The organism is Paenarthrobacter sp. NCHU4564 (genome assembly GCF_052156435.1).
Taxonomy (GTDB): Bacteria; Actinomycetota; Actinomycetes; order Actinomycetales; family Micrococcaceae; genus Arthrobacter.
Window position 1 is genome coordinate 42,479 of sequence record NZ_JBQLIS010000018.1, and the last position, 20,125, is coordinate 62,603.

General features: G+C 63.3%; 24 protein-coding genes. 8 read left to right on the plus strand and 16 right to left on the minus strand.

Translation table 11 applies throughout. The annotated features are described in order from the left end of the window. Nucleotides 1-94: 94 nt before the first annotated feature. Together ACSVIE_RS16445 and ACSVIE_RS16450 are read left to right on the plus strand one after the other, a co-directional pair. Nucleotides 95-301: a hypothetical protein gene (locus ACSVIE_RS16445; protein WP_426005457.1), complete on the plus strand. Its 207-nt coding sequence runs from the start codon at nt 95-97 to the stop codon at nt 299-301. 85 nt (nt 302-386) lie between these two features. Further along, complete coding sequence (locus ACSVIE_RS16450) at nt 387-647, plus strand: hypothetical protein (protein WP_442424542.1); 261 nt, start codon at nt 387-389, stop codon at nt 645-647. A 78-nt stretch (nt 648-725) separates the two neighbouring features. Here the strand turns inward: ACSVIE_RS16450 and ACSVIE_RS16455 are convergent, their stop codons facing one another. Continuing rightward, nucleotides 726-3,287 carry an ATP-dependent DNA ligase gene (locus ACSVIE_RS16455; protein WP_442424543.1) on the minus strand — a complete coding sequence of 854 codons (2,562 nt, stop codon included), beginning with the start codon at nt 3,285-3,287 and terminating at the stop codon, nt 726-728. A gap of 38 nt (nt 3,288-3,325) precedes the next feature. Here ACSVIE_RS16455 and ku point away from each other — a divergent pair, with 38 nt between their 5' ends. Continuing rightward, complete coding sequence (gene ku / locus ACSVIE_RS16460) at nt 3,326-4,192, plus strand: non-homologous end joining protein Ku (protein WP_442424544.1); 867 nt, start codon at nt 3,326-3,328, stop codon at nt 4,190-4,192. Nucleotides 4,193-4,285: 93 nt separating this feature from the next. On the opposite strand, the gene ACSVIE_RS16465 is transcribed toward ku, so the two are convergent. From ACSVIE_RS16465 to ACSVIE_RS16480, 4 genes are all read right to left on the minus strand, one after another. After that, entirely contained in the window at nt 4,286-5,122 is an 837-nt protein-coding gene (locus tag ACSVIE_RS16465; protein ID WP_426005461.1) for a carbohydrate ABC transporter permease, read from the minus strand. Continuing rightward, nucleotides 5,119-6,087 (minus strand): carbohydrate ABC transporter permease, encoded by a 969-nt coding sequence (locus tag ACSVIE_RS16470; RefSeq protein WP_442424545.1) that lies wholly within the window; start codon nt 6,085-6,087, stop codon nt 5,119-5,121. The genes ACSVIE_RS16465 and ACSVIE_RS16470 overlap by 4 nt, the downstream gene beginning before the upstream one ends. 6 nt (nt 6,088-6,093) lie before the next feature. Beyond that, a complete protein-coding gene (locus tag ACSVIE_RS16475; protein ID WP_442424546.1) occupies nt 6,094-7,389 on the minus strand; it encodes an ABC transporter substrate-binding protein in 1,296 nt (431 codons plus the stop codon). Nucleotides 7,390-7,455: 66 nt separating this feature from the next. Next, on the minus strand, nt 7,456-8,673 hold the full coding sequence (locus ACSVIE_RS16480) for an aminotransferase class V-fold PLP-dependent enzyme (RefSeq protein WP_442424547.1): 1,218 nt from the start codon (nt 8,671-8,673) through the stop codon (nt 7,456-7,458). A gap of 243 nt (nt 8,674-8,916) precedes the next feature. Between ACSVIE_RS16480 and ACSVIE_RS16485 the strand changes: the two genes are divergently transcribed. After that, the gene (locus ACSVIE_RS16485; RefSeq protein ID WP_442424548.1) at nt 8,917-9,609 is read left to right on the plus strand and encodes a FadR/GntR family transcriptional regulator; all 693 of its coding nucleotides are present in this window, start codon (nt 8,917-8,919) and stop codon (nt 9,607-9,609) included. Nucleotides 9,610-9,612: 3 nt separating this feature from the next. Here the strand turns inward: ACSVIE_RS16485 and ACSVIE_RS16490 are convergent, their stop codons facing one another. The 3 genes from ACSVIE_RS16490 to ACSVIE_RS16500 are packed head-to-tail and all read right to left on the minus strand — an operon-like array spanning nt 9,613 to nt 11,154. Next, on the minus strand, nt 9,613-9,879 hold the full coding sequence (locus tag ACSVIE_RS16490; RefSeq protein ID WP_426005466.1) for a DUF7218 family protein: 267 nt from the start codon (nt 9,877-9,879) through the stop codon (nt 9,613-9,615). A gap of 21 nt (nt 9,880-9,900) precedes the next feature. After that, nucleotides 9,901-10,563, minus strand: a complete 663-nt coding sequence (locus ACSVIE_RS16495) for a DUF6766 family protein (protein ID WP_442424549.1) — start codon at nt 10,561-10,563, stop codon at nt 9,901-9,903. A gap of 51 nt (nt 10,564-10,614) precedes the next feature. Continuing rightward, complete coding sequence (locus tag ACSVIE_RS16500; RefSeq protein ID WP_426005468.1) at nt 10,615-11,154, minus strand: DUF6328 family protein; 540 nt, start codon at nt 11,152-11,154, stop codon at nt 10,615-10,617. 115 nt (nt 11,155-11,269) lie between these two features. Here ACSVIE_RS16500 and ACSVIE_RS16505 point away from each other — a divergent pair, with 115 nt between their 5' ends. Further along, nucleotides 11,270-11,461: a hypothetical protein gene (locus ACSVIE_RS16505; RefSeq protein WP_426005469.1), complete on the plus strand. Its 192-nt coding sequence runs from the start codon at nt 11,270-11,272 to the stop codon at nt 11,459-11,461. A 118-nt stretch (nt 11,462-11,579) separates the two neighbouring features. Here ACSVIE_RS16505 and ACSVIE_RS16510 read toward each other — a convergent pair whose 3' ends face one another. Continuing rightward, complete coding sequence (locus ACSVIE_RS16510) at nt 11,580-11,750, minus strand: hypothetical protein (protein ID WP_018778938.1); 171 nt, start codon at nt 11,748-11,750, stop codon at nt 11,580-11,582. A 307-nt stretch (nt 11,751-12,057) separates the two neighbouring features. Here ACSVIE_RS16510 and ACSVIE_RS16515 point away from each other — a divergent pair, with 307 nt between their 5' ends. Both ACSVIE_RS16515 and ACSVIE_RS16520 read left to right on the plus strand, forming a co-directional pair. Further along, complete coding sequence (locus ACSVIE_RS16515; protein WP_426005470.1) at nt 12,058-12,537, plus strand: Dps family protein; 480 nt, start codon at nt 12,058-12,060, stop codon at nt 12,535-12,537. A 33-nt stretch (nt 12,538-12,570) separates the two neighbouring features. Continuing rightward, nucleotides 12,571-13,527 carry a DNA topoisomerase IB gene (locus ACSVIE_RS16520; RefSeq protein ID WP_426005471.1) on the plus strand — a complete coding sequence of 319 codons (957 nt, stop codon included), beginning with the start codon at nt 12,571-12,573 and terminating at the stop codon, nt 13,525-13,527. A 105-nt stretch (nt 13,528-13,632) separates the two neighbouring features. On the opposite strand, the gene ACSVIE_RS16525 is transcribed toward ACSVIE_RS16520, so the two are convergent. From ACSVIE_RS16525 to ACSVIE_RS16555, 7 genes are all read right to left on the minus strand, one after another. Further along, complete coding sequence (locus tag ACSVIE_RS16525) at nt 13,633-13,908, minus strand: HPr family phosphocarrier protein (protein WP_426005472.1); 276 nt, start codon at nt 13,906-13,908, stop codon at nt 13,633-13,635. 61 nt (nt 13,909-13,969) lie between these two features. Beyond that, the gene (locus ACSVIE_RS16530) at nt 13,970-16,036 is read right to left on the minus strand and encodes a PTS fructose transporter subunit IIABC (RefSeq protein WP_442424550.1); all 2,067 of its coding nucleotides are present in this window, start codon (nt 16,034-16,036) and stop codon (nt 13,970-13,972) included. A 2-nt stretch (nt 16,037-16,038) separates the two neighbouring features. Next, complete coding sequence (locus ACSVIE_RS16535) at nt 16,039-17,025, minus strand: 1-phosphofructokinase family hexose kinase (RefSeq protein WP_442424551.1); 987 nt, start codon at nt 17,023-17,025, stop codon at nt 16,039-16,041. Next, nucleotides 17,022-17,813 carry a DeoR/GlpR family DNA-binding transcription regulator gene (locus tag ACSVIE_RS16540; protein WP_426005475.1) on the minus strand — a complete coding sequence of 264 codons (792 nt, stop codon included), beginning with the start codon at nt 17,811-17,813 and terminating at the stop codon, nt 17,022-17,024. Before ACSVIE_RS16540 ends, ACSVIE_RS16535 begins: the two co-directional genes overlap by 4 nt. Nucleotides 17,814-18,132: 319 nt before the next feature. Next, nucleotides 18,133-18,330, minus strand: coding sequence for a hypothetical protein (locus tag ACSVIE_RS16545; RefSeq protein WP_426005477.1), 198 nt, complete (start codon nt 18,328-18,330; stop codon nt 18,133-18,135). After that, nucleotides 18,327-18,530, minus strand: a complete 204-nt coding sequence (locus ACSVIE_RS16550; RefSeq protein ID WP_442424552.1) for a hypothetical protein — start codon at nt 18,528-18,530, stop codon at nt 18,327-18,329. The genes ACSVIE_RS16545 and ACSVIE_RS16550 overlap by 4 nt, the downstream gene beginning before the upstream one ends. A gap of 55 nt (nt 18,531-18,585) precedes the next feature. After that, nucleotides 18,586-19,017: a hypothetical protein gene (locus tag ACSVIE_RS16555; protein WP_426005480.1), complete on the minus strand. Its 432-nt coding sequence runs from the start codon at nt 19,015-19,017 to the stop codon at nt 18,586-18,588. A gap of 172 nt (nt 19,018-19,189) precedes the next feature. Between ACSVIE_RS16555 and ACSVIE_RS16560 the strand changes: the two genes are divergently transcribed. After that, complete coding sequence (locus ACSVIE_RS16560) at nt 19,190-19,963, plus strand: GAF and ANTAR domain-containing protein (RefSeq protein WP_426005481.1); 774 nt, start codon at nt 19,190-19,192, stop codon at nt 19,961-19,963. The last annotated feature ends 162 nt before the right edge of the window (nt 19,964-20,125 follow it).

Below are 20,125 nucleotides of genomic sequence, written 5' to 3' on the forward strand. Positions count from 1 at the left end.
CTTCCCGCCCGTGATTTTCCGTTAAGGATCGTGCGCTCGTGACGCCATGGTTCCCCCGCCTCTCCAGGACTCACCATTTTTAAGGAGTCCGCATATGACTGCCACACCCGCAAGCAAAAGCCCCAAGGATGCCCCCGCCAGCGGAGGCATCCGCTCCAAACTGACCGAAGCCCAGCGTGCAATGCTCGCCAGCAAGTCCGGTGGTGGCGCGCCTGGCGGCTGGCAAAGCACGGGCAAGGGCCACAAGCCAACGTCAGCGAGCGGCAAGCAAGCGAAAACGGTCAAGAAGGTGCGTTGGTAGCTGTCGGGGAAATTCCTGCAGACAAGCAACGAGGCACCACCCTAATATTGAAGTCCCTTCATTTTCAGCGTGGAAAGGAAGAACCATGGCTGCCAAGCATGAAGCCGAAAACATCGATCCTGTGGTTGCCAACCATTTGGTGGAGTCCATGGACATGGCTCCCATGCCGGAACCGGCAACTTTGGCTGTCGCCCTGGGCGGCACTCCGCGGAACCAGTGGCCCGATGGCAACGGCAAGCGCCGCCACCCGAAGGACCGGGAACAGGCGCATGGCCGCATGGGCCAGGGCGCCGCAGTAACAGCGGTCCACCGCACCAGCCGGCCCCAGATGCCGCACTCCTCCTGAACACCCACCAACCCAAGCCAGCCCAACTGGGTCGCAGCAGTGCGCGTTTTGAGGGCTCAAAACGCGCACAAATGCGACTTAGTTGGGCTGGCTGACGTCGGAAGGCGACTTGTCCGGGCGCCAACCCCGCCACACGGGGTGCCGAAGCCGGCCGGGACCCGTCCAGTTGCCGAAAGCCACTTCCGCCACAAGCTCAGGCTTTACCCAGCGGGCATTGGCCGAGTCCTCCCGCGGGATGTCCGCAAACGGTGATTCCGGGATCTCCCGCGGCGCGAGCTTGTCCATAATGTCCCGCAGCTGCCAGTCCTTGAACCCGGTTCCTACCCGGCCCACGTAGCGCAGTTTGTCGCCGTCGGGCACGCCCAGCAGCAAGGCACCGAACGTGCCGCTGCGGGCGCCGGCACCAACACGCCAGCCGCCAACCACCACTTCCTGGCTCTGTTCGAGCTTGAGCTTCAACCACGCCCGGCTCCGGCGTCCGACCACGTACCGGCTGTCCGCCTTCTTGGCCATCACCCCTTCCAGGCCCAGTTCGGCGGCGCTCGCCATGAGGTCGTCCACGTCATGGTCCAGGACCTCGGAGAGGTGGATTGGGCAGCCGCCTGGCAGCTTCCCTGCGAAGCCCGCCAAATGGTCCCGACGTGCGTGGAACGGCAGCCGGCTGAGGTCGGTGCCGCCGTCGTACAACAGGTCGAACAACATCAGGCTCACCGGGACTGACGCGCGGACCCTTTCAATGTCCGCAGCCTTGACCAGGTTCATCCGCAACTGCAGCCGGCCAAAGTCCGGGCGGGCTCCCTTGCCGAGCGCCACGATCTCCCCGTCCGCCACGAAGTCGCCCGGCGGCCAGCATTTCCGGTCCGTGAGCTCCGGGTAGGTCGCGGTGAGGTCGTTTCCGTTGCGGCTCGTCAGGCGGATGCTGCTCCCGGTGCCCGTGATGATCGCCCGGATCCCGTCCCACTTCAGTTCATACAGCCAGCCGCCGCCGCGGAGTTCCCCCACGGTTCCGGAGGTTGCCAGCATAGGGGTGTAGGCCGGCATGGGCTCAGGCCCGACGGCGGGTGGCGGCTTCGTTTCCGGAGCCACCTTCGCGGCGGGCTTCTTCCGGCCGCCGGGTTGTTCCTTCATCAGGTGGATGAGCCAGCGGTCGCCGGTATTGATGAGGGCCAGGCGCTTGGTGCCCTGCAGACCGCCACCGGGCTGGCCCGTAAGGGTGGCGATCACTTCCTTCCCCTCACGCCATTTCTCGCAGGTGTACTCGCCCCGGTCCCAAATGGTCATGGTCCCGGCCCCATATTCGCCCTTGGGGATGACGCCCGCGAAGTTTGCGTATTCCATGGGATGGTCTTCGGTATGGACGGCCAGGTTGTTCCGGTCCGGCGTTTCCGGCACGCCGCGCGGCAGTGCCCACGAGGCCAGGACGCCGTCGCGCTCCAGCCGCAGGTCCAGGTGGTAGCGGCGGGCGTGATGTTCCTGGATGACGAAGATGCCTCCGGGAGGCGGCGGGTCGCCGGGTTTCGGCTGCTCTGATGAACGTGCGGCAGGTGCCTGCCCGCCATCGCGGTTGGAGGACGACGCCGGAAAAGGTTCAGGAGTCTTCCCCGGGTCGCGCATTCCCACATATTTGGAAAGACGGTCCTCAACGGTCACTACCCGCTCGCGGCCGCCCGGAGTACCCCGCCGGGAGGCGCCGCTGCCGCCCGTGGAGGTGCCGCCGTCGTCCTCATCTTCCCCGTGCGGCGGGAGATGACGCGAGGAAATCGGCGCAAAGTGGTCCTTCCCCGTGCTGACGCGCTTCATGACCTCGGTGAAGTCAAGGTGGTCCAGCGTGGGGGAGGCCAGTTCCCGCCACGTGCGTGGTGCAGCTACCGTGGGGTGCGCCTTGCCGCGGAGCGAGTAGGGCACGATCGTGGTCTTGTTGCCGCTGTTCTGGCTCCAGTCCACCAGGACCTTGCCGTGGCGGAGGGACTTCTTCATGTCGCTGACCACCAGGTCCGGATGATCGGACTCAAGGGCGCGGGCGAGCTCATGGGCGAAAGCGGACACCTGCTCTGATTTCAGCGTGCCTTCCAGCCCCGTGTAGAGATGGATACCCTTGCTGCCGCTGGTCACTGGAACGGGGTCCATGCCCATGTCCTGCAGGATGGACCGGGCGAGTTTGGCCACTTCCACGCATTCGGGCAGGCCTGCGCCGGGGCCGGGGTCAAGGTCCAGCACAAAACGGTCCGGGCGCAGCGGATTGCCGGCCGGATCCACCTGCCACTGCGGCACATGGATTTCCAACGACGCGATCTGGGCCATCCAGGTGAGCGTGGCGAGGTTGTTGACCATCGGATAGTCATTGGTGTGGTCCGAATGGTGGATGGTGGCGCGCGGAATCCACTTGGGCGCCGAGTCCTCCAGGTTCTTCTGGAAGAAGACCTGCCCGGGGTTCTCTGCAGTGCCTACCCCGTTGACCCACCGCTTGCGCGTCACGGGCCGGTTGGCTGCCGCCGGGATGAGAAACGCGGCAACCGCTGCGTAGTAGGCAAGGACTTCAGCCTTGGTGGTGCCTGTCTCCGGGTAGATGATCTTGCCCAGGTTCGTCAGGGTCAGTTCATGGCCCTCGACGACGACACGCTCCTTCTGCTTGACTGCCACCTCTTCTCCTCTGCTGGCTTGTGCTGTTGACTGGGTGCATGAGGGCCATATGGAAGGGATCTATCGCGTTCGGTCTGGTCAACGTACCAGTGAAGCTCTACAGCGCCACGGAGGACCACGACATCAGCCTCCATCAAGTCCACAATAAGGACGGCGGGCGCATCCGTTACCAGCGGAAATGTGAAATTTGCGGCGAGGTTGTTGCCTACGAGGACATCGACAAGGCCTACGAGGAAGAAGGCCGCACTGTGGTCCTCACAGCGGCTGAACTGAAGTCCCTTCCCGAGGAAAACAGCCGTGAGATCGAGGTGGTGGAGTTTATCCCCGCCGAGCAGCTTGACCCCATCATGTACGATCGCAGCTACTTCCTGGAGCCGGACTCCAAGTCGCCCAAGGCCTACATGCTGTTGAGGCAAACACTGGAGGACACGGACAGGATCGCAATCGTCCAGTATGCGCTGCGCCAGAAGACACGGCTCGGCGCGCTGCGTGTCCGCGGCGACGTGCTGCTCCTGCAGGCCTTGCTGTGGGGCGACGAAGTCCGCGAGGCCAAGTTTCCGTCCCTTGAGACGGACATCAAGATCTCGGACAAGGAGCTTGAGATGTCCTCCGCCCTGGTGGAGTCCATGGCCCACGACTTCGACCCCGATGAGTACACCGATGACTACCAGGTCCAGTTGAAGACACTCATCGAAGCCAAGCTGGAGAAGGGCGAGGCCCTGGACACCGAGGCCACCTTCGGTGCGGTGGAAGGCGAAGGGGAAGGTGGGGACGTCATCGACCTCATGGAGGCCCTCAAGCGCAGCCTCGACAAGAAGCGCGGCAAGGAAAAAGCCGCCGACGACGACGCTGCCGCCACCAAAACTGCGGCCAAACCCAAGACGCGGGCCAAGAAAAAGGCGTGACCCGCCGTCGTAAACCCAACTGGGTCGCAGTTAAGCGCGTTTAGACGGCTCTAAACGCGCTTAACTGCGACCTGGTTGGGTGAATCGGGGGGATTAGCCTTTGACGGATCCGGCGGTCAGGCCTTGGACGATGAACTTGCTGGCGAAGGCGAAGATCACCAGCGTGGGAACCACAGTCAGGACTGCGGCGGCGGACATAGAACCCCAATCGATGTTGAAGCTGGAGATAAAACCGGCCAACGCCGTCGGAATTGTCTTGTTGCTGTCGCTGTTCATCAGGGTCACCGAGAGGAACAGTTCGTTCCAGCAATTGACGAAGTTGAAGACAAAGCTGGCTGCGATGCCGGGCAGCATGACCGGGACGATAACCCTGAAGAGCGCCCCCATCCTGGAACAGCCATCGATCATGGCCGCCTCTTCCAAGGCATCCGGGACGTTCTCGAAAAAGCCCCGCAGCATGATGGTGCAGAACGGGATGCAAATGGCGATGTAGATCAGGATCAGCCCGGTTTTGGAATCGACCAGGCCGAAATCGGTCATCATCAGGTAAAGCGGACCCAGGGCAATGAAGCCGGGGATCATCTGCGTGATGAGGAAAGCACCCAGCACTGCACCGCGCCCGGAAAACTGGAACCGCGCCAGAACGTAGGCGGAGAGCAGCGAGATAAGCGTGGCCACCGAGGCGGCCACCAGGGCCACCACCAGGCTGTTGAGCATGTACTGGCCGAAGTCCGACTTCGTGAAAAGCCCGATGTAGTTGTCCAGGGACAACTGCCGCGGCCAGTAGTCCAGCGGCAGCGAATAGATTGCTCCCGGCTCCTTGAGGGAGGTCACCACGATCCAGTACAGCGGGAAGACAGTGACGATCAGGCATAAGCCCAGGAAGACAACTTTTGAGACGCGGCCTATGAGCGTTGGACTGTTGATCATGGGGCTCCCTTTCGAAACCGGACAGCCATGAGGTAGAACGCTGCAAACAGCATGAGGGTGACCATCACGATCAATCCCAGGGCGGAAGCCTTGCCGTAGTCGCCTTCCTGGGTAATTTTGATCATGTAGGTGGTGATGATGTGGGTTTGGTCCGCAGGTCCGCCGCCGGTCATCGCGAAGATGATGTCGGGGAAGTTGAAGATCCAAATCACCCGCAGCAGGATGGTCAGCGCGAGGGTCGTGGAGATGCTGGGCAGCGTGATGCTGAAGAACGTCCGTACTTTGCCGGCGCCGTCCAGTGCGGCGGCCTCATACATCTCGTCGGACACCGACTGCAGGGCAGCGAGGATCATGATGGCGAAGAACGTCACGCCGTACCAGATGTTGGCTATGATGATCGCCGCCATGGCAAAGCCCGGATCGGATAGCCACGGGATGGGCGAGCTGATGAGTCCGGATTTCATCAAGAGGTCGTTGACCACCCCGAATTCCGCGTTGAACATCCAGCGGAACAGCATCCCGATGAGGAAACCGGAAACTGCCCAGGGAAAGAAGATCATGGCTTGGTAGGCGCCGCGCATCCTGAACTTCCGCTTCAGGTACAGGGCGACGGCAAAGCCGATGACCACTTGGGGAACCAGGGAGCCGACAACCCACACCACGGTGTTGCGGACGATTGTTCCGAACTCGGGTGCGTCGAACAGGCTTTGGAAGTTCCCGAAACCAACCCATGACGTATCGGACAGGTCGTTCAGGTTCCAGTTCCGGAAGGCCATCTGGCTGCCGGCGAGCATGGGGTAGTAGGTGAAGATCCCCACGAATATGGCGGCCGGTGCCAGGAAGGCCAGCAGGGTCAGCGCTGTCCGGCCGCTGAACCGCCTCTTGGAGCCGCCACTGCCCTGGTCCCGCTGCACGTCCCTGCGCCCCGAGGGAGGCGACGTGGACCGCTTGATGTCGAGGCTCATGAACGGCTAGCCCTTCATCTTTTCTGTCCAGTAGGTGTCCCAGCTGGACAGCAGGTCGGCGGTGCTCATCTGGCCGGTGAGCACCCGCTGAAGTTCGCCGTCGGACTTCTTGATCCACTCGGTCCACCAGGAAACACTGCGTGGCTGGATGGCCGAGATGTAGGTGTCGGGGTTCTCCGTCATTTTCACGTAGGCAGCCCAGGGGCCGGTGCTGTAGAAGGGGTCCTGCGCGGCGGACTTCAGCGTGGGGACAAGGCTGTTGTCCTTGCTGAATGTGGTGGCGGCGTCACCTTGGGCGAGGTACTTGATGAGCTTGACTGCCTCCGGTTTGGCGTTGGAGGACTGTGCGATGCCCCAGCCGGCCGAAGCCACTGGCTGTATCGCCTTGCCGCCCGGTCCTACGAGCAACGGCGCAACATTCCACTGGTCCTGCTTGATGGCCTGTGACTCCTTGACGGTGGCGATGACCTCGGGGTCCTGCAGCAGGAAGGCCGTGGAACCATTGCTGAAGCCCTGGACCATCTCCGGGTAGCCCCAGGCCACGGACGACGGCGGCGATCCCTTCTTGAAGAGGTCGATGTAGAGGTCCATGGCTTCCTGGGCCTTGGGGGATGAGAAGATCGTCTTGCCGTTGGTCAGCTTGAAGGCGTTCTCCCGGTCGATCTCATCGGCCACATAGGCCTCGATGATGGCGACGGCGTTGGAGTTGGCGTTGGTACCACCCCGGAACGCGTAGCCGAACTTGTTCTCTGACGGCTTGTTCAGGGCCTCGGCCTGCTTCGCCATCTCCGGCCAGCTGCTGGGCGGGCCGTCAAAGCCGGCGTCCTTGACCAGGTCCGACCGGTAGAACAGGGAGAGGCCGTAGAAACCATAGGGAATGTAGTAGGTCTTGCCGTTTTGCTTGGAGTAGGTGACGGCGTTCTCTGTCAGGTTATTCCAGCCATCCCAGCCGTCCAGGTCCTTGGTCATGTCGTACAGCCAATTGTTGGCTCCGAAGGACCCCACCGTGATATCGCGGGCTTCCACGACGTCGATCCCCTTGCCGGACTGCAGCATCTGCTGGATCTTCTGGTCGGCTTGATCCGTGGGCGGCGAAATCAGCTCCACCTTGATGTCCGGGTTCTCCTGCTCGAACCCGGAGATCAGCTTCTTCAGGGTCTCAGTCCTGGTGGGGTTGGTGAGGCTTTCCACCATTTTCAGGGTGACCTTGCCATCGGCAGCATTTTGGCCGCCTCCGCATCCGGCAAGTGCAAGAACAGCCGCAAGGCCTGCTGCGGCAGTGGCCATAAATCTGGATTTCACGTGGGTCCTCCGTTGAATGGTTGTGATGGATGGTCCTGCACCGGTTGGCGGCGCAGCGGGGTTTCCTCAAATGGATCGGGCAAGCTCCACGAGCCCGGGAACGGCCTTCTCCGCGAAGGCCTCGTAATCACTTGGCGAGTTGTAGAGATGCGCGGAAAGGCGCAGGAAGCCCTCACCCGCGAAGGTGGTCACGGCAGTTTCAAAGTCCCACCGTTCGGAGATTAGCTCCCGGACGCTATGCGAATCCTCGTGGGTGGTGGCAAGGCCCTTCGGCAGCCGGAGGAGTCGCAGGGGACCTACGGGCATGCCGACCTCCACGGAGTGGTCCTCGCCGGTGTGCGCGGTGAAAGCATCTCCAATGATCGACGCGCCGTAGTCGCACAGCCCGCCGGCGTAGCTGCGGAACGTCCCCCAGCCGTATCGTTCCTCGATGGTGTCGAAAGAGGCGTGGGCAGCCATCCACGAGGTAACGTCCTGGGTTCCCACGTGGTCAAAGTTTTCGGGGAAGCGGTAAGGGAATCCCCATGAGTCGATGAGCGGCACCAGGCCCGCAGCACGGTCGCCGCTGCACACAAGTGCCGCCGTTCCCCTGGGGGCGCAGGCAAACTTGTGCAGGTTCCCCACCCAGAAACCCTCAAAGTCGGGCACGGGTGACTCCACGATGCCAGGCGCGTGTGCTCCATCCACCAACACCGGGATGCCGAGCGGGGCCGCGGCCCGCGCGATGGCCTCGACCGGGAAGGCGCGTGCAGTTGCCGATGTGATCTGGTCAACGACGATGAGGGCCGTCCTGCTGCTGACTTCGGCCAGAACCAGGGCGCAGACGGTCTCCGCGTCTGCATCCAACGGAACGTCGGCGATCCGGACCCTGCCGCCGTGCTTGCGCGCGATGCGGTGGGCCCCGTGCAGCACGGCCCCGTAAGCATGGCTTGTGGTGACGATCTCCGCGCCGTGCTCGAAGTCCAGGGAGTTGTAGACAGCGCTGATGCCGGCACTCGCGTTGAGGACGAGGGCTGTATGGCCCGCGTCAACTCCCAGGAAGCCGGCAACCTGTGCCCGGGCTTTGGCCACGGCGCTGTACTGCCCCATGAACCAGGTGCACGGATTGGCGTCCATGCGGGCCTTGAGTTGGAGCTGCACTTCCTGGGCAGCCCGTGGGACTGAGCCATATGAACCGTGGTTCAGGTGGGTCTTGTGTGGGGTCAGGCTCCAGTCGGAGATGGACGGGTTGCCATCCGGAGTCGTCATCGGATGCGGTGCCGTGAGGTTGCTGGCTGGGTACACAGAAGCCTTCTTGGTCGAAGAGGCGGGACTGTCTGTAAGTTACATCACAGGAGCAGCCAAGACAACAGACAACTTTGCAAAGAAGTCAGAGGACTTTGGCGAAATAAAGCGCTTAAGTGGCTCTAAGGTTGAAAACATGACGGAGAGATAAGATGTCTTTAGAGAAAAGTCCGACACTATGACGATCCGGCGCACGCTTGCCTGGGTGGGGTAGCGTGTAACACGTCTGGAGGGAGCGGCTCAGTGGGTGCAGTTGAAACGGCCATGCAGGGCCTGCGGAACAAGATCGCATCCGGGGAGCTGGGGCCCGGGCAAAAGTGTCCCCCCGAGGCTGAGCTCTGTGCGCAGTTGGGGGTGTCCAGGAGTTCCTTGCGGGAAGCTGTCCGGGCGATGTCGGCGCTGGGGATCATGGAGTCGCGCCACGGCTCCGGGACCTACATCTCGTCGCTGGAGCCTACCGTCATTCTCCAGAACTTCGCCCTGCTGGTGGACCTGCTGCCCCTGGACGGGCTGCTGGAACTGTTCGAGATCCGCAGGCTGATGGAGTCCCACGCGGCGGCCGCTGCGGCAGCCAATGCAACCCCGGCCGCTGTCGCTGCCCTCACGGAGCTGCTGGAAAGCATGGAGGGCACGGACAACCCTTCCGAGTATTCGGAGTACGATTCCCGGTTCCATGAAGAAATCTGCCGTGCCAGTGGCAACTCCACGCTAGCCGGCCTGGTGGGCATCTTCCGTTCGCGCGGGGGCCACTTCCACATCTTCGACGGCGACATTGGCGCCGCCGTGCGCGAGGGCAGCACCGACGGACACCGCGCGATCGTTGAGGCGATTGCCCAGCGCAATCCCACGCTCGCGGCAACCTCCATGGCGGCGCATATTGCCCAGACCGAACAGTGGCTGAAAAAGCTCAGGCCCGCGCCGCGGCTTCAGGACTAGTTGTCAGTGGTTCCGCAGCATGGAGATGATCTCCGACTTCTTCTTCCCTGAGTAGCCGGTGATGCCGAGCTCCTTGGCGCGGGCTTTCAGCTTGTCCACCGTCCAGTCGTCGTAATCGCCGGATTTACCGCCCTTGCGTCCTATTTCCTTCCGGCCTTGGTTTGCGGCGGCATTGGAGATGCGCGCGGCTTTTTCCTTGGAAGCACCGTCTTCCCGGAGTTCCTCGTAAAGCTCCGGATCCTTCAGGCTGGGATTCTTCCTGGCTGGCATGTCTTTCCTTTCTCTGGTCGATCAGGCGCCGGTTTCCTTGTGTGGTTCAGCCACTGGCTTGGATTCCGGAGAGCCCCGCTGGCGCAGGTAAACGGAGGCGCCGACGAGGACGGCGACGGCCAGGAATTCGCTCTGCCAGTTTTGGAATGACTCAAACCAGAATTGGCTGGAGCCAACATACTCCCACAGGCCCACTTCCGGGAGCCCATGGCTGACCTGTTCCTCGTTGTACGCCGCCGTTCCTCCGAAGGCGTGCAGCGTGATCGACGCCAGGAAGAGCAGGGCAAACAGGCCGGCGAGGGAGTGCTCGTACACTTTCAGGACCCATCCTCCACGGCGCACGGGCCAGGGGGTCTTGGCAGTGTGCTTGGCGTCCCGGGGATCCTCATCCTGCGGTGCCGGTTTATCCACGGGCTTGGATTCAGAGGAGCCCTTCTGGAAGAGGAAAATGGTCAGGACCACGTACATGGCCATCTGCAGGAACTCGGATTCCCAGTTCTCGAACACGGCCTCCACAAAGTGGCCTGTTCCGACGTACTCCAGGACGCCCAGTGGCGGCTGTCCGTGGCTTTGCTGCTCCTCGCTGTAGCTGGCTGCCCCGGACACCACCATGCCGCCCAGGAAGGCGACGAACAGGCCGGCGTTTGCCAGCAGCAAGCCGTGGTCTTTCATCCATTGGCGCATCGGTCCTCCTTTCGTTGAGGCTTCCTGATGCTCTGTTGGCCGCAGCACGGGTCAGCGTTCCCTACCGTTTGTCGCCTCATCAGCGCTGTCACCGTTGTCATGGTTTCGAAGGGCCCGCCGGTGGAGCCAGATCGGTGTCCCGAGGACAAGGACAAGCAGGACCAGGATGATGACACCCCCGGAGACCAGCCCGGCGGTCCTACCGGCCACTACATCGAAGACCAGCGATGCTGATCCCACAATGAGGATGGCCACGCCGAACAGTGCGAACTTGGTGATGATGTTGGCACTGGAGACGAGGGTCGACTTGAGGCCTTGGCGGAACAGCCGGCGGTGGACGCTGACGGGCAGCACAATCAATGACGTGGTGAGGGCGGCGGCCATGACGTTAAAGAGGTAAAGCCCGCGCTGCCAATCGTCCAGGTCCTCGAATCTTTCCTGGAACGGCAGGGTCAGCAGGAAACCTCCCAGGATCTGCACGCCTGTTTGCAGGACCCGTAATTCCTGGATCAATTCCATCCAATTGCGGTCCATCCGCTCTTCGGTGGATTCATTCCTGCCGGTCCTGGGAGCCTGATCGGGCTCAACCATTCGTGCACCTCCAGCTGGGTATGTGGTGGACGCCAACGGAACGCCGGACTACGGTCGAACTGTCAGCATTCCTCGTGTTTTATCGGGGCCTCACAGGAATTACCAGGAGGAAGAAATGAGCCAGGACCCACACCGCGTCGACCCGGAAGATGCACCCGGCGGCTACGGAACACCTACACCGGAGCAGGAATTGCCCGGTGGTGGCTCCGGACGCGAAACCCCGGAACGGCCCGCACCCGGGAGCTCTCCGGAACCGGAAAGTACGGACGAAGAAGGGACCGGCGCTTCGCCGGACGACAACGCCTGAGCAGCGTGAGGGCTGCCCCGTGCCGCAAGCCTGCTGCAGGGGGACAGCCCTCGCGTTCCGCGATCATCCGGGGTGTGGCGCTTGGGGCGCCTGAGGAGTCAATCCTGGCGGCGCCGCTCTAAACCGTGTGGCCCCTGCGTCCGGACATGAAGCTGAGCAGCCAGCCAATGGCGGCAATGACCAGAAGGACCACGCCTACCCACAGCAGCCAGTTGAGGGCCTGCGAGAAGCCGCCCACCAGAAGAAGAACAATTGCCACTACACCAGCGATTATCAGAAGCGTATTCATGGTCAGCACATTCCTTTCCTTGGAATCCCGGGGATCTTCCTGGATTCCTGACTATGCATTCCTGCTTACTTCATTTCTTTGTTGCGGTTCCCGGTGCATTGCTGCCGCCGGGTGCCATTTGGCCGTTATCACCGCCAGCGGCCCGCGGGTGAGCGGGTTCGCCAGTTGTGAACAGCGACACTCTCCATTGTACTACTAAGCATCCTTATGAAAGAGTAATTGCAGTCGTCACCTGATGATTGACCTGTTGGTGAAGAAATTTGCTGGCATGGTTTTTCGCCCAAGCGACCGTCCACGAGAGGAAAACATGAAAGCGTCACAGCAGCTTGCAGACAACCTTCAAATCGTCCTGACGGACCTCATCGAGCTACAGCTCCAAGGCAAGCAGGCCCACTGGAACATCGTTGGCCCCAACTTCCGTGACCTCCACCTCCAGTTGGATGAACTTGTGGTGGCCACGCGGCAGTTTGCCGATGACACCGCGGAGCGCATGCGGGCACTGCACGCCCTCCCCGACGGCCGCAGCGCCACGATCGCCAAGGGCACTCGGCTGGAGGAGTTCCCGGGCGGCCTTGTCTCCACCAAGAACGCCGTCAAACTGGTCACAGACCGCGTGGAACGAGCCGTCCAGACCATGCGCGACGTCCATGACGAGGTGGATGAGGAAGACCCCACGACGGCGGACCTCCTGCATGAGTTCATCGCCCGCCTTGAGCAGTTGGTCTGGATGATCAATGCAGAAATCATGGGTGCCGGCGCCGCAGTAACGGACCCGGACGAAGCCTGACCGGCGGCCCGGCACCGGACACGCGGAGCACCCATGGCCAGGCTTCGGCGCAGTGACCTTTCCAAGCCCGGCATCGTGCGGCGCCGTTCGGGCAAGGGTTTCAGCTACCGCCATCCGGACGGGACACTCCTGGACAAAGAGGATCGCCAGCGCATCAATGCGCTGGCGATCCCGCCTGCGTGGACCGAGGTCTGGATCAGTCCCTACGAGAATGCGCACATCCAGGCCACGGGCGTGGATGCCGCGGGACGCAGCCAGTACCTCTACCATCCCCGGTGGCGCGAACGTAAGGACACCGAGAAATTCCAGCGCGCCGCCGAACTGGGCTCGGCCTTCCCATCGATCCGGCGCACCGTGACGCTGCACTTGAAGGACACCTCCGACCCCAGGCAACAAACCCTGGCTGCCGCTGTCCGCCTCATGGATCTGGGAGCACTGCGGGTCGGCTCCGAAAGCTATATGAAGCAGAACGGGTCCTACGGACTGACGACCCTCCGGTGCCGCCACGCGAGGATCAAGGACAACGCCGTCGGCCTGAAGTTTCCCGGCAAGAGCGGCCAATGGTGGGACACCTCCATTAATGACCCAGCGCTGGCTGCCTTCCTCGAACCCCTTTCCCGCAGGCCGGGCAAGGAGCGGCTGTTGGCCTACAAGGCCAACGGCTCGTGGGTTCCCTTGGACGGGTCCATGGTTAATGAGTACCTCCGGAGCATTGCCGGTGAAGCCTACAGTTCAAAGGACTTCCGGACGTGGAAGGGCACTGCCGCCGCAGCGCTGTGCCTCCTGAAGACTGAAGGCACCATGACCCGCCCCCAGGCCTTGGTCAAAGCCATGAAAGAGGCGGCCGGGTTGCTGGGCAACACGCCCACGGTGGCGCGCACCTCCTACGTGGACCCGCGGATCGTGGAAGCGTATCTTTCCGGTGAACTCCTCGACGTGAAGCCAACGGAGCCCTCCATCGCGGAATTCCTGATCTCCAAGCAGGGCTGACGCAAGTGGCTGCTGGACGCAAAGGCCAGTCTGGACGCAGGCGTTAAACGAAAAAAGCCTGGCCGCATCCTCCGGGAGCGGCCAGGCTTTTAGGAGCCGGTGCTTCTAGGCGTCGTGGTCCGTTTCGAGGATCTGCACCAGGCGGTCCAGGGCTTCGTCCGCACCCGCGCCTTCAGCACGCAGCACCACGACATCGCCGTGCTCGGCGCCCAGGCTCATCAAGGACAGGATGCTGGCCGCGTCCATGGCGTCATCGGCGGGTTCACCCTGGCGGGCAATGGTCACGTCGAGGTCAAGTTCCCCTGCAGCCTCGGCGAAGATGGCTGCCGGGCGGGCGTGGAGGCCGACGCGGCTGGCGATGGTGGCGGTACGTTCAGTCATTGGTGCTCCTTGGATAGGGATGTGGGTGTGGGAAGTCCAGGGTGACGGTGGTGCAGGAAGGTCAGACGCCTGCGGTGGCAGGAACCGCTTCCGCTTCGACGGGCTTTTTCACGGCCCAGCGCTTGAGGGCTATGACCAGCAGTGCGGTGATCGCCACGCCCACGGCGATGGACAGGAAGAAGAACAGGAAGTTGTCGATGGCGAAGAAAACGAACAGGCCGCCGTGGGGTGCCTTGGACGTGACAGCGAAGGCCATGGACAGTGCACCGGTCACGGCACCACCCACCATGCTGGCCGGGATAACGCGCAACGGATCGGCGGCGGCGAACGGGATGGCACCTTCGGAAATGAACGATGCTCCCAGAAGCCAGGCAGCCTTGCCGTTTTCGCGTTCGGCGAGCGAGAACAGCTTCTTGTCCAGCACGGTAGCCAGCGCCATGGCCAGCGGCGGAACCATGCCTGCCGCCATGACGGCGGCCATGATCTGCCACGGAGCCTGGTTGGTGATGGACGCGGTGCCGAGGCCGGCAACGGCGAACGAGTAGGCGACCTTGTTGACCGGGCCGCCGAGGTCGAAGCACATCATGAGGCCAAGGATGACGCCGAGGATGATGGCTCCCGCGCCGGTCAGGCCGGAAAGCCCGGCGTTGAGGGCGTTGGTCAGCGCGACGATCGGGGCGCCGAGGATCAGGAACATCAACCCGGACGCTACCAGGGACGCGATCAGCGGGATGATGACCACCGGCATCAGGCCACGGAGCCAGCGGGCCACGTTAAGCTTGCCCAGTTGGTAGGCGACGTAGCCGGCCAGCAAACCGCCGACGATGCCGCCGAGGAAGCCCGCGCCCATGAAGCCGGAAACCGCGCCGGCGACGAAGCCCGGCGCAATACCCGGACGGTCGGCGATCGCGTAGGCGATGTAGCCCGCCAGTGCCGGGACCAGGAAGCCGAGGGACAGGGCGCCGATCTTGAAGAGGACGGCACCGAGGTAGGCGCCCAAGGGACCCCAGGCATTGTCCGGGAACTCGGTGGGCAGGTTGAAGATGCTGTTCTCCACAACGATCTTGTCGGCAAAGCCCGTGATCAGGTAGCCACCCATGAGGAAGCCGAGCGCAATCAACAAACCGCCACCGGCCACGAACGGAATCATGTACGACACGCCGGTCAGGAGTGCGCGCTTCAGCTTCTGGCCGACGTGCTCGCTCTTCTCCTCGGCCTCGCGCTCGGCCTGCTCCTCCGCACCGAAATGGGCCACCCGGTGTGCGTGGGGGTCATCGGCAGCGGCGAGGGCTTCCTGGACCATCTTGTCCGGTTCATCAATGCCGCGCTTGACGGGCGCGTTGATGACCGGCTTGCCGGCGAAGCGCTCCTTTCCGCGGACGTCGACGTCGACGGCGAAGATCACCGCATCTGCCGCGGCGATCACCGCCGGGTCCAGCGGCTTGGCGCCGGAGGAACCCTGGGTCTCCACCTGCAGGTCCACCCCCGCTTCCTTGGCCGCGGCAACCAACGAGTCGGCAGCCATGTAAGTGTGCGCGATTCCGGTTGGGCAAGCGGTAACGGCCACGAGGCGCTTGGGTCCGGCCGGGGTCGCTTCACCGGTGATGGGGGTCGTGCCCGCTTCGCGATGCCCAACCACTCCGCGACCCCCATCACCGGCTCCGCCGGAACTCGGCTTATCGCTCAAAGCGCCATCTACCAGCTCGACTATCTCTTGTGGAGAGGAAGCCGCACGCAGCGCAGCCGTGAAGTCCTTTTTGATGAGTGATCGGGCCAGCTTGGAGAGCAGCTTCAGGTGTTCCTGGTCAGCGCCGTCGGGGGCTGCAATGAAGAAGATGAGGTCCGCAGGGCCGTCCTTTGCACCGAAGTCCACCTTGTGGGAGAGCCGTGCCATAGCCAGGGCCGGTTCCGTCACGGCGGCGGAACGGCAGTGCGGGATGGCAATGCCGCCGGGAACGCCGGTGGCCGTCTTCTGCTCGCGGGCAAAGGCGTCGGTGAAGAGCCCTTCAACCTCGGAGGCACGGCCAGCGGCGGCAACCTTGCCGGCCAGGACACGGATGACGTCGGCGGGGGCATCGCCCAGGTTCTGGTCGAGGGTGACCAATTGGGGTGTGATCAGCTGGGTCACTGTTAGTCCTTCGGGAGGGCCGTGATGGTAACGGCGTCTGGGGTTGTCTGGTGGACTGCCGGGACAGTGGAGCCCGGCAGCGAAGCAGCGGCGGCACCATGGGCCACGGCTTGACGGAGGCAGTCCGGGGCGGAACCACCTTTGGTTGCGGCCAGCAGGTAGCCGGCCAGGGACGAATCGCCGGCACCTACAGTGCTGACGGCTTGTATTGGCGGATGCGTGGCAAGCCACGCTCCGTCTGCCGTCACCAGCACTGCGCCCTTGGATCCGAGCGTTGCGAGTACGGCACCCACACCGCTGTGAACGACGGCGGCAGCAGCTTGGGCGGCTTTGGCCGGGTCTGCTTCCAGTTCGTCAGCGGTGGAGACAGCGGCGAAGCCTGCGGCCGCAGCGAGTTCTGCGAGCTCTTCGGCGTTGGGCTTCAGGAGATCCGGCTTTCCGGCGGCGTCACCTTCCAGTGCTGCCGCGAGGGGAGCCCCGGACGAGTCGATGGCGATGCCTGGAGCGGCGATCCCATCGGCCCGGGAGCGGAGCCTGCGGGCAATCGTGGCATAGAAGTCGGCGGGCACTCCTGGTGGGAGCGAGCCGGCCAGGACCACCCAGCTGGCGCCACGCGAGCGTTCAAGCAGCAGTCCGATCAGGGCCTCCTGCTGTTCCCCGCTCAGTTCCGGGCCGGGCTCGTTGATCTTGGTGGTGACGCCGTCCGGTTCGGTGAGCGTGACGTTGCTGCGCAGCGCTTGACCGATGGGGAGCGCGGCAAAGGGCACACCGCCGTCGTGCAGTCCGGCAAGGACCGGATCCGAGTCGTCGCCCGGAAGAACCGCGAGCGTTTCGAGGCCGGAGGCCACGAGCGCCCGGGACACATTGACGCCCTTTCCGCCCGATTCCTGATGGACGGCCACCGCGCGCTGCACTTCTCCGCGGGCCAGCGGCCCGGGAAGTTCAACTGTCCGGTCAAGACTGGGGTTGGCGGTCAGCGTGACGATCATGCGACCACCACGTCTACACCGGCGTCGGCCAGGGCTGCCGCGAGTTCCGCGGAGGGCTCCCTGTCTGTGATCAAGGTATCCACATCCTTCAAAGTGGCGAACTGGACCAGGGTTTCGGCGTCCAGCTTGGAAGAGTCGGCCAGTGCCACCACGCGGCGGGCTGACTTGACGAAGGCTGCCTTGACGGCGGCTTCCTCGGGATCGGGGGTGCTGAGCCCGAACGTAGCGTGGATGCCGTTGGCACCGACGAACGCGATGTCCGGCCGGAGCTTGAAAGCGGCCTCCACGGTGGACTGGCCCACTGCCGCCTGTGTCAGCCCGCGGACGCGGCCACCGAGGATCTGGAGGGCAACACCGGGAGTGGCAGACAGCTTGCCGGCAATGGGAATGGCGTGGGTGATCACCACGAGGTCGTCCGTTGAGCCATTGGCCGGCGTGCGTTGGGCCAGGAGGTCGGCGAGGGTTTCCGTGGTGGAACCGGCATCGAGCAGGACACTGCCGGTGGTGGGTCCGGGAATCATGGAAAGGGCGGCTGCTGCGATGCGGAGTTTTTCGGCCTGGCGCTGAATGGCGCGCTCCAGGATGCTTTCTTCGCGGGTGCTGAGCCGGTCCGAGGGGACTGCGCCGCCGTGCACACGGCGCAGGTTGCCGGAAACCTCGAGGGCCGCGAGGTCGCGGCGGATGGTTTCGGTGGTGATGCTGAACCGGTCGGCGAGCTCGGTAACGCTCACGCGTCCGCGCTCTGCGACGAGTGCGGAGATCAGTTGTTGGCGCTCTTCGGCGAACACTTACCCTCCATTGCGGTAATGCCTGTTTTCGTGCATCCACTGTGAGTGATTGCTGTCACAGCGATGTGGAATTGCTTGACTCTATCTTTGTTTATGCGGGTAAGTCAAGAGAAATCAACACAAACAAAGATTGATGATGCGAAGGATCAGGCGTGTGCAGGGCAAACGAAAAGGCACGTCGCGCTCCCTGTAGCGCGACGTGCCCTCGTCGGGTCCTGACTGGGGGATTTGGCAGGACCCGGTCATTCGGTGGAACTGTCGGGAGCCGGCGCCCCTGCGGTTCCACTGGCCCGGCGGCTCCCGCAGCCAGGCCCTTCTTCTAAAGTTGGTCGTCCTCCGGTATCTGGTCCGGTTCGGGTACTGGCGGCGGCCCGGGCTCGGGCAGGGGAACGGGTTCCGGAGTGGGAGCAGGTTCCCGCTGGCGGGACTGGATGGCAGGGTCCGGCTCCACGGCGGGGTCTGCGCTCGTCAGGTCCGGGGTTCCCGCGCCGCCAGCGCCCGGGGAGTTGCCGCTCACGGCTTGATGTTCCTGCGGTGCCCCAGCTGTTGTGGCCGGAGGCTCCTGGGCGCGCTGGTGGGGAACCGGCTCGAGTCCCAGCCGTTGGTGTAGTCGATGGGAAGGTTGTCCGGGTCGGGTGGGTCCGGAAGCTTGTGCTTGCCGGACCTCGAATCGGAACCGGTCGCCAGTGACTCTTTCCTTCGTTTGTCTGCCTTCATGCTGTCTTCTTCCGGTAGGTCCTTGGATGCTGCCGCAGGAGGTTTCCGCCGGCCATCAGTCGGGAAATTCCATGCGGAACCCGCAACTGCATCCCAGGACGCGTGTGTTGATGTGGACTTCATAAAGCTGGGCGCTGCTGCCTGGACGCACTGCCGCCGTGGCCTGGATCCGCCGAAGCTCGCAGCTCCTGGTTTTCATTGGGGCGCCGCAGTGGAGGTATTGGCCGCCGAACTGGAAGACGCTGTGGGAGGAGCCGGGCCGGTTCAGGATCATGGCCACACGCTGCACTGTGGCGGTCCGGAGATAGGAGTTCCCGCAGGCGGCGCAGTCATAATCCACATCAAGCGTGGTGGTGGCCGGCGGGTAGTGCTGCTGGATGGTGCCCACCAGCAGGTGCTGGTCTGTATTGCACTGCGGGCACCAGAGAGGTTCGTCGGGCGGCTGGTGGGCTTCGTCCGGGACTCTCGACGCTGGCTGGGCCGGCATGGGTATTCACCTTTGCATGTGAATGCGGGTGCCCGTCTGCATGAGCGTACGCCTGGGTCCGTGGGGCGGACTGTAGCTAGATTGTGCACATAGGTGCACCGTGGATGCAAGGATTCTTTGCCAGTATCCGCAAAGAATGACGCGGGGCGCAGTTGGCGACATAATCTGAATCATGGACGAAATGAACGTTGAATACGCAGGCCGTAACGACGCGGTGGTGCCGGACGATATTTCGATCCCTGAGCAGCTGCAGGATCTGGTCATCGACAGCGACGACGTCAACGGATTCCTCGAGGATCTGGCCGTCTTCTCGGCTGCCGCCGTGTCCGCCGCCGTTGGTTTGGACGTGCTCTGCGGCATCACGTTGAACCGGCGCCGCCGTTCAGCAACCGTGGCCGGAAGCACCAAGGAAGCCCGCCTGATCGACGAGGTTCAGCAGTCGTACGGAGACGGACCGTGTTTGGAGGCCATGAGATCCAGGGCCACGGTGCATGTGCCGGACACTTCCGTGGATCAGCGGTGGAGCGATTACTGCTCTGTCATCGCTGAGCGCGGGCACCTGTCCGTCCTTTGCGTTCCGGTCACCCTGGACGAGGGCGCAACGGCTGCATTGAACTTTTTCGCACCCAAGGCCGGGGTGTTTGATCCTGCCACCATCCGGGAATGCGAACTTTACGGCGGGCAGGCGGAACGTTCCCTGCGGTTGGCAGTGCGGATCGGCACCAAGCAGCAGCATGCCGACGACCTCCGTGACGCCATGCAGTCACGCACGGTGATCGACCTCGCCTGCGGCATCATCATGGGCCAGAACCGGTGCAGCCAGAAGGAAGCGTTCCAAATCCTGACCAAGGCCTCCAATGGCCGTAACCAAAAACTGAGGGACGTGGCCGAGCAGCTGATCCGGGCGATGGCGAACGAGGCGCCGGTCTCCCATTTCGAGCCCTGAGGCAGCGTTGGGGAGCACCTCCCGTCAACCCTGCATCTTGTGGGGTCCGCCACTGGTGATCTACATTCTTAGTGGGTTAAGCCGATAGCCCTTGAAGCCTCGCGACCTGGAGCCATCCCGGAAATGGTCCCTGAACTGCACGCCCCAGCTGTGGCCTTCGTC

Coding starts and splice junctions, on each gene's coding strand:
- ACSVIE_RS16445 (WP_426005457.1), top strand. CDS start 95: ATGACTGCCACACCCGCAAGCAAAAGCCCCAAGGATGCCCCCGCCAGC.
- ACSVIE_RS16450 (WP_442424542.1), top strand. CDS start 387: ATGGCTGCCAAGCATGAAGCCGAAAACATCGATCCTGTGGTTGCCAAC.
- ku (WP_442424544.1), top strand. CDS start 3,326: ATGAGGGCCATATGGAAGGGATCTATCGCGTTCGGTCTGGTCAACGTA.
- ACSVIE_RS16465 (WP_426005461.1), bottom strand. CDS start 5,122: ATGATCAACAGTCCAACGCTCATAGGCCGCGTCTCAAAAGTTGTCTTC.
- ACSVIE_RS16470 (WP_442424545.1), bottom strand. CDS start 6,087: ATGAGCCTCGACATCAAGCGGTCCACGTCGCCTCCCTCGGGGCGCAGG.
- ACSVIE_RS16490 (WP_426005466.1), bottom strand. CDS start 9,879: ATGCCAGCCAGGAAGAATCCCAGCCTGAAGGATCCGGAGCTTTACGAG.
- ACSVIE_RS16495 (WP_442424549.1), bottom strand. CDS start 10,563: ATGCGCCAATGGATGAAAGACCACGGCTTGCTGCTGGCAAACGCCGGC.
- ACSVIE_RS16500 (WP_426005468.1), bottom strand. CDS start 11,154: ATGGTTGAGCCCGATCAGGCTCCCAGGACCGGCAGGAATGAATCCACC.
- ACSVIE_RS16505 (WP_426005469.1), top strand. CDS start 11,270: ATGAGCCAGGACCCACACCGCGTCGACCCGGAAGATGCACCCGGCGGC.
- ACSVIE_RS16510 (WP_018778938.1), bottom strand. CDS start 11,750: ATGAATACGCTTCTGATAATCGCTGGTGTAGTGGCAATTGTTCTTCTT.
- ACSVIE_RS16515 (WP_426005470.1), top strand. CDS start 12,058: ATGAAAGCGTCACAGCAGCTTGCAGACAACCTTCAAATCGTCCTGACG.
- ACSVIE_RS16520 (WP_426005471.1), top strand. CDS start 12,571: ATGGCCAGGCTTCGGCGCAGTGACCTTTCCAAGCCCGGCATCGTGCGG.
- ACSVIE_RS16525 (WP_426005472.1), bottom strand. CDS start 13,908: ATGACTGAACGTACCGCCACCATCGCCAGCCGCGTCGGCCTCCACGCC.
- ACSVIE_RS16535 (WP_442424551.1), bottom strand. CDS start 17,025: ATGATCGTCACGCTGACCGCCAACCCCAGTCTTGACCGGACAGTTGAA.
- ACSVIE_RS16550 (WP_442424552.1), bottom strand. CDS start 18,530: ATGAAGGCAGACAAACGAAGGAAAGAGTCACTGGCGACCGGTTCCGAT.
- ACSVIE_RS16555 (WP_426005480.1), bottom strand. CDS start 19,017: ATGCCGGCCCAGCCAGCGTCGAGAGTCCCGGACGAAGCCCACCAGCCG.
- ACSVIE_RS16560 (WP_426005481.1), top strand. CDS start 19,190: ATGGACGAAATGAACGTTGAATACGCAGGCCGTAACGACGCGGTGGTG.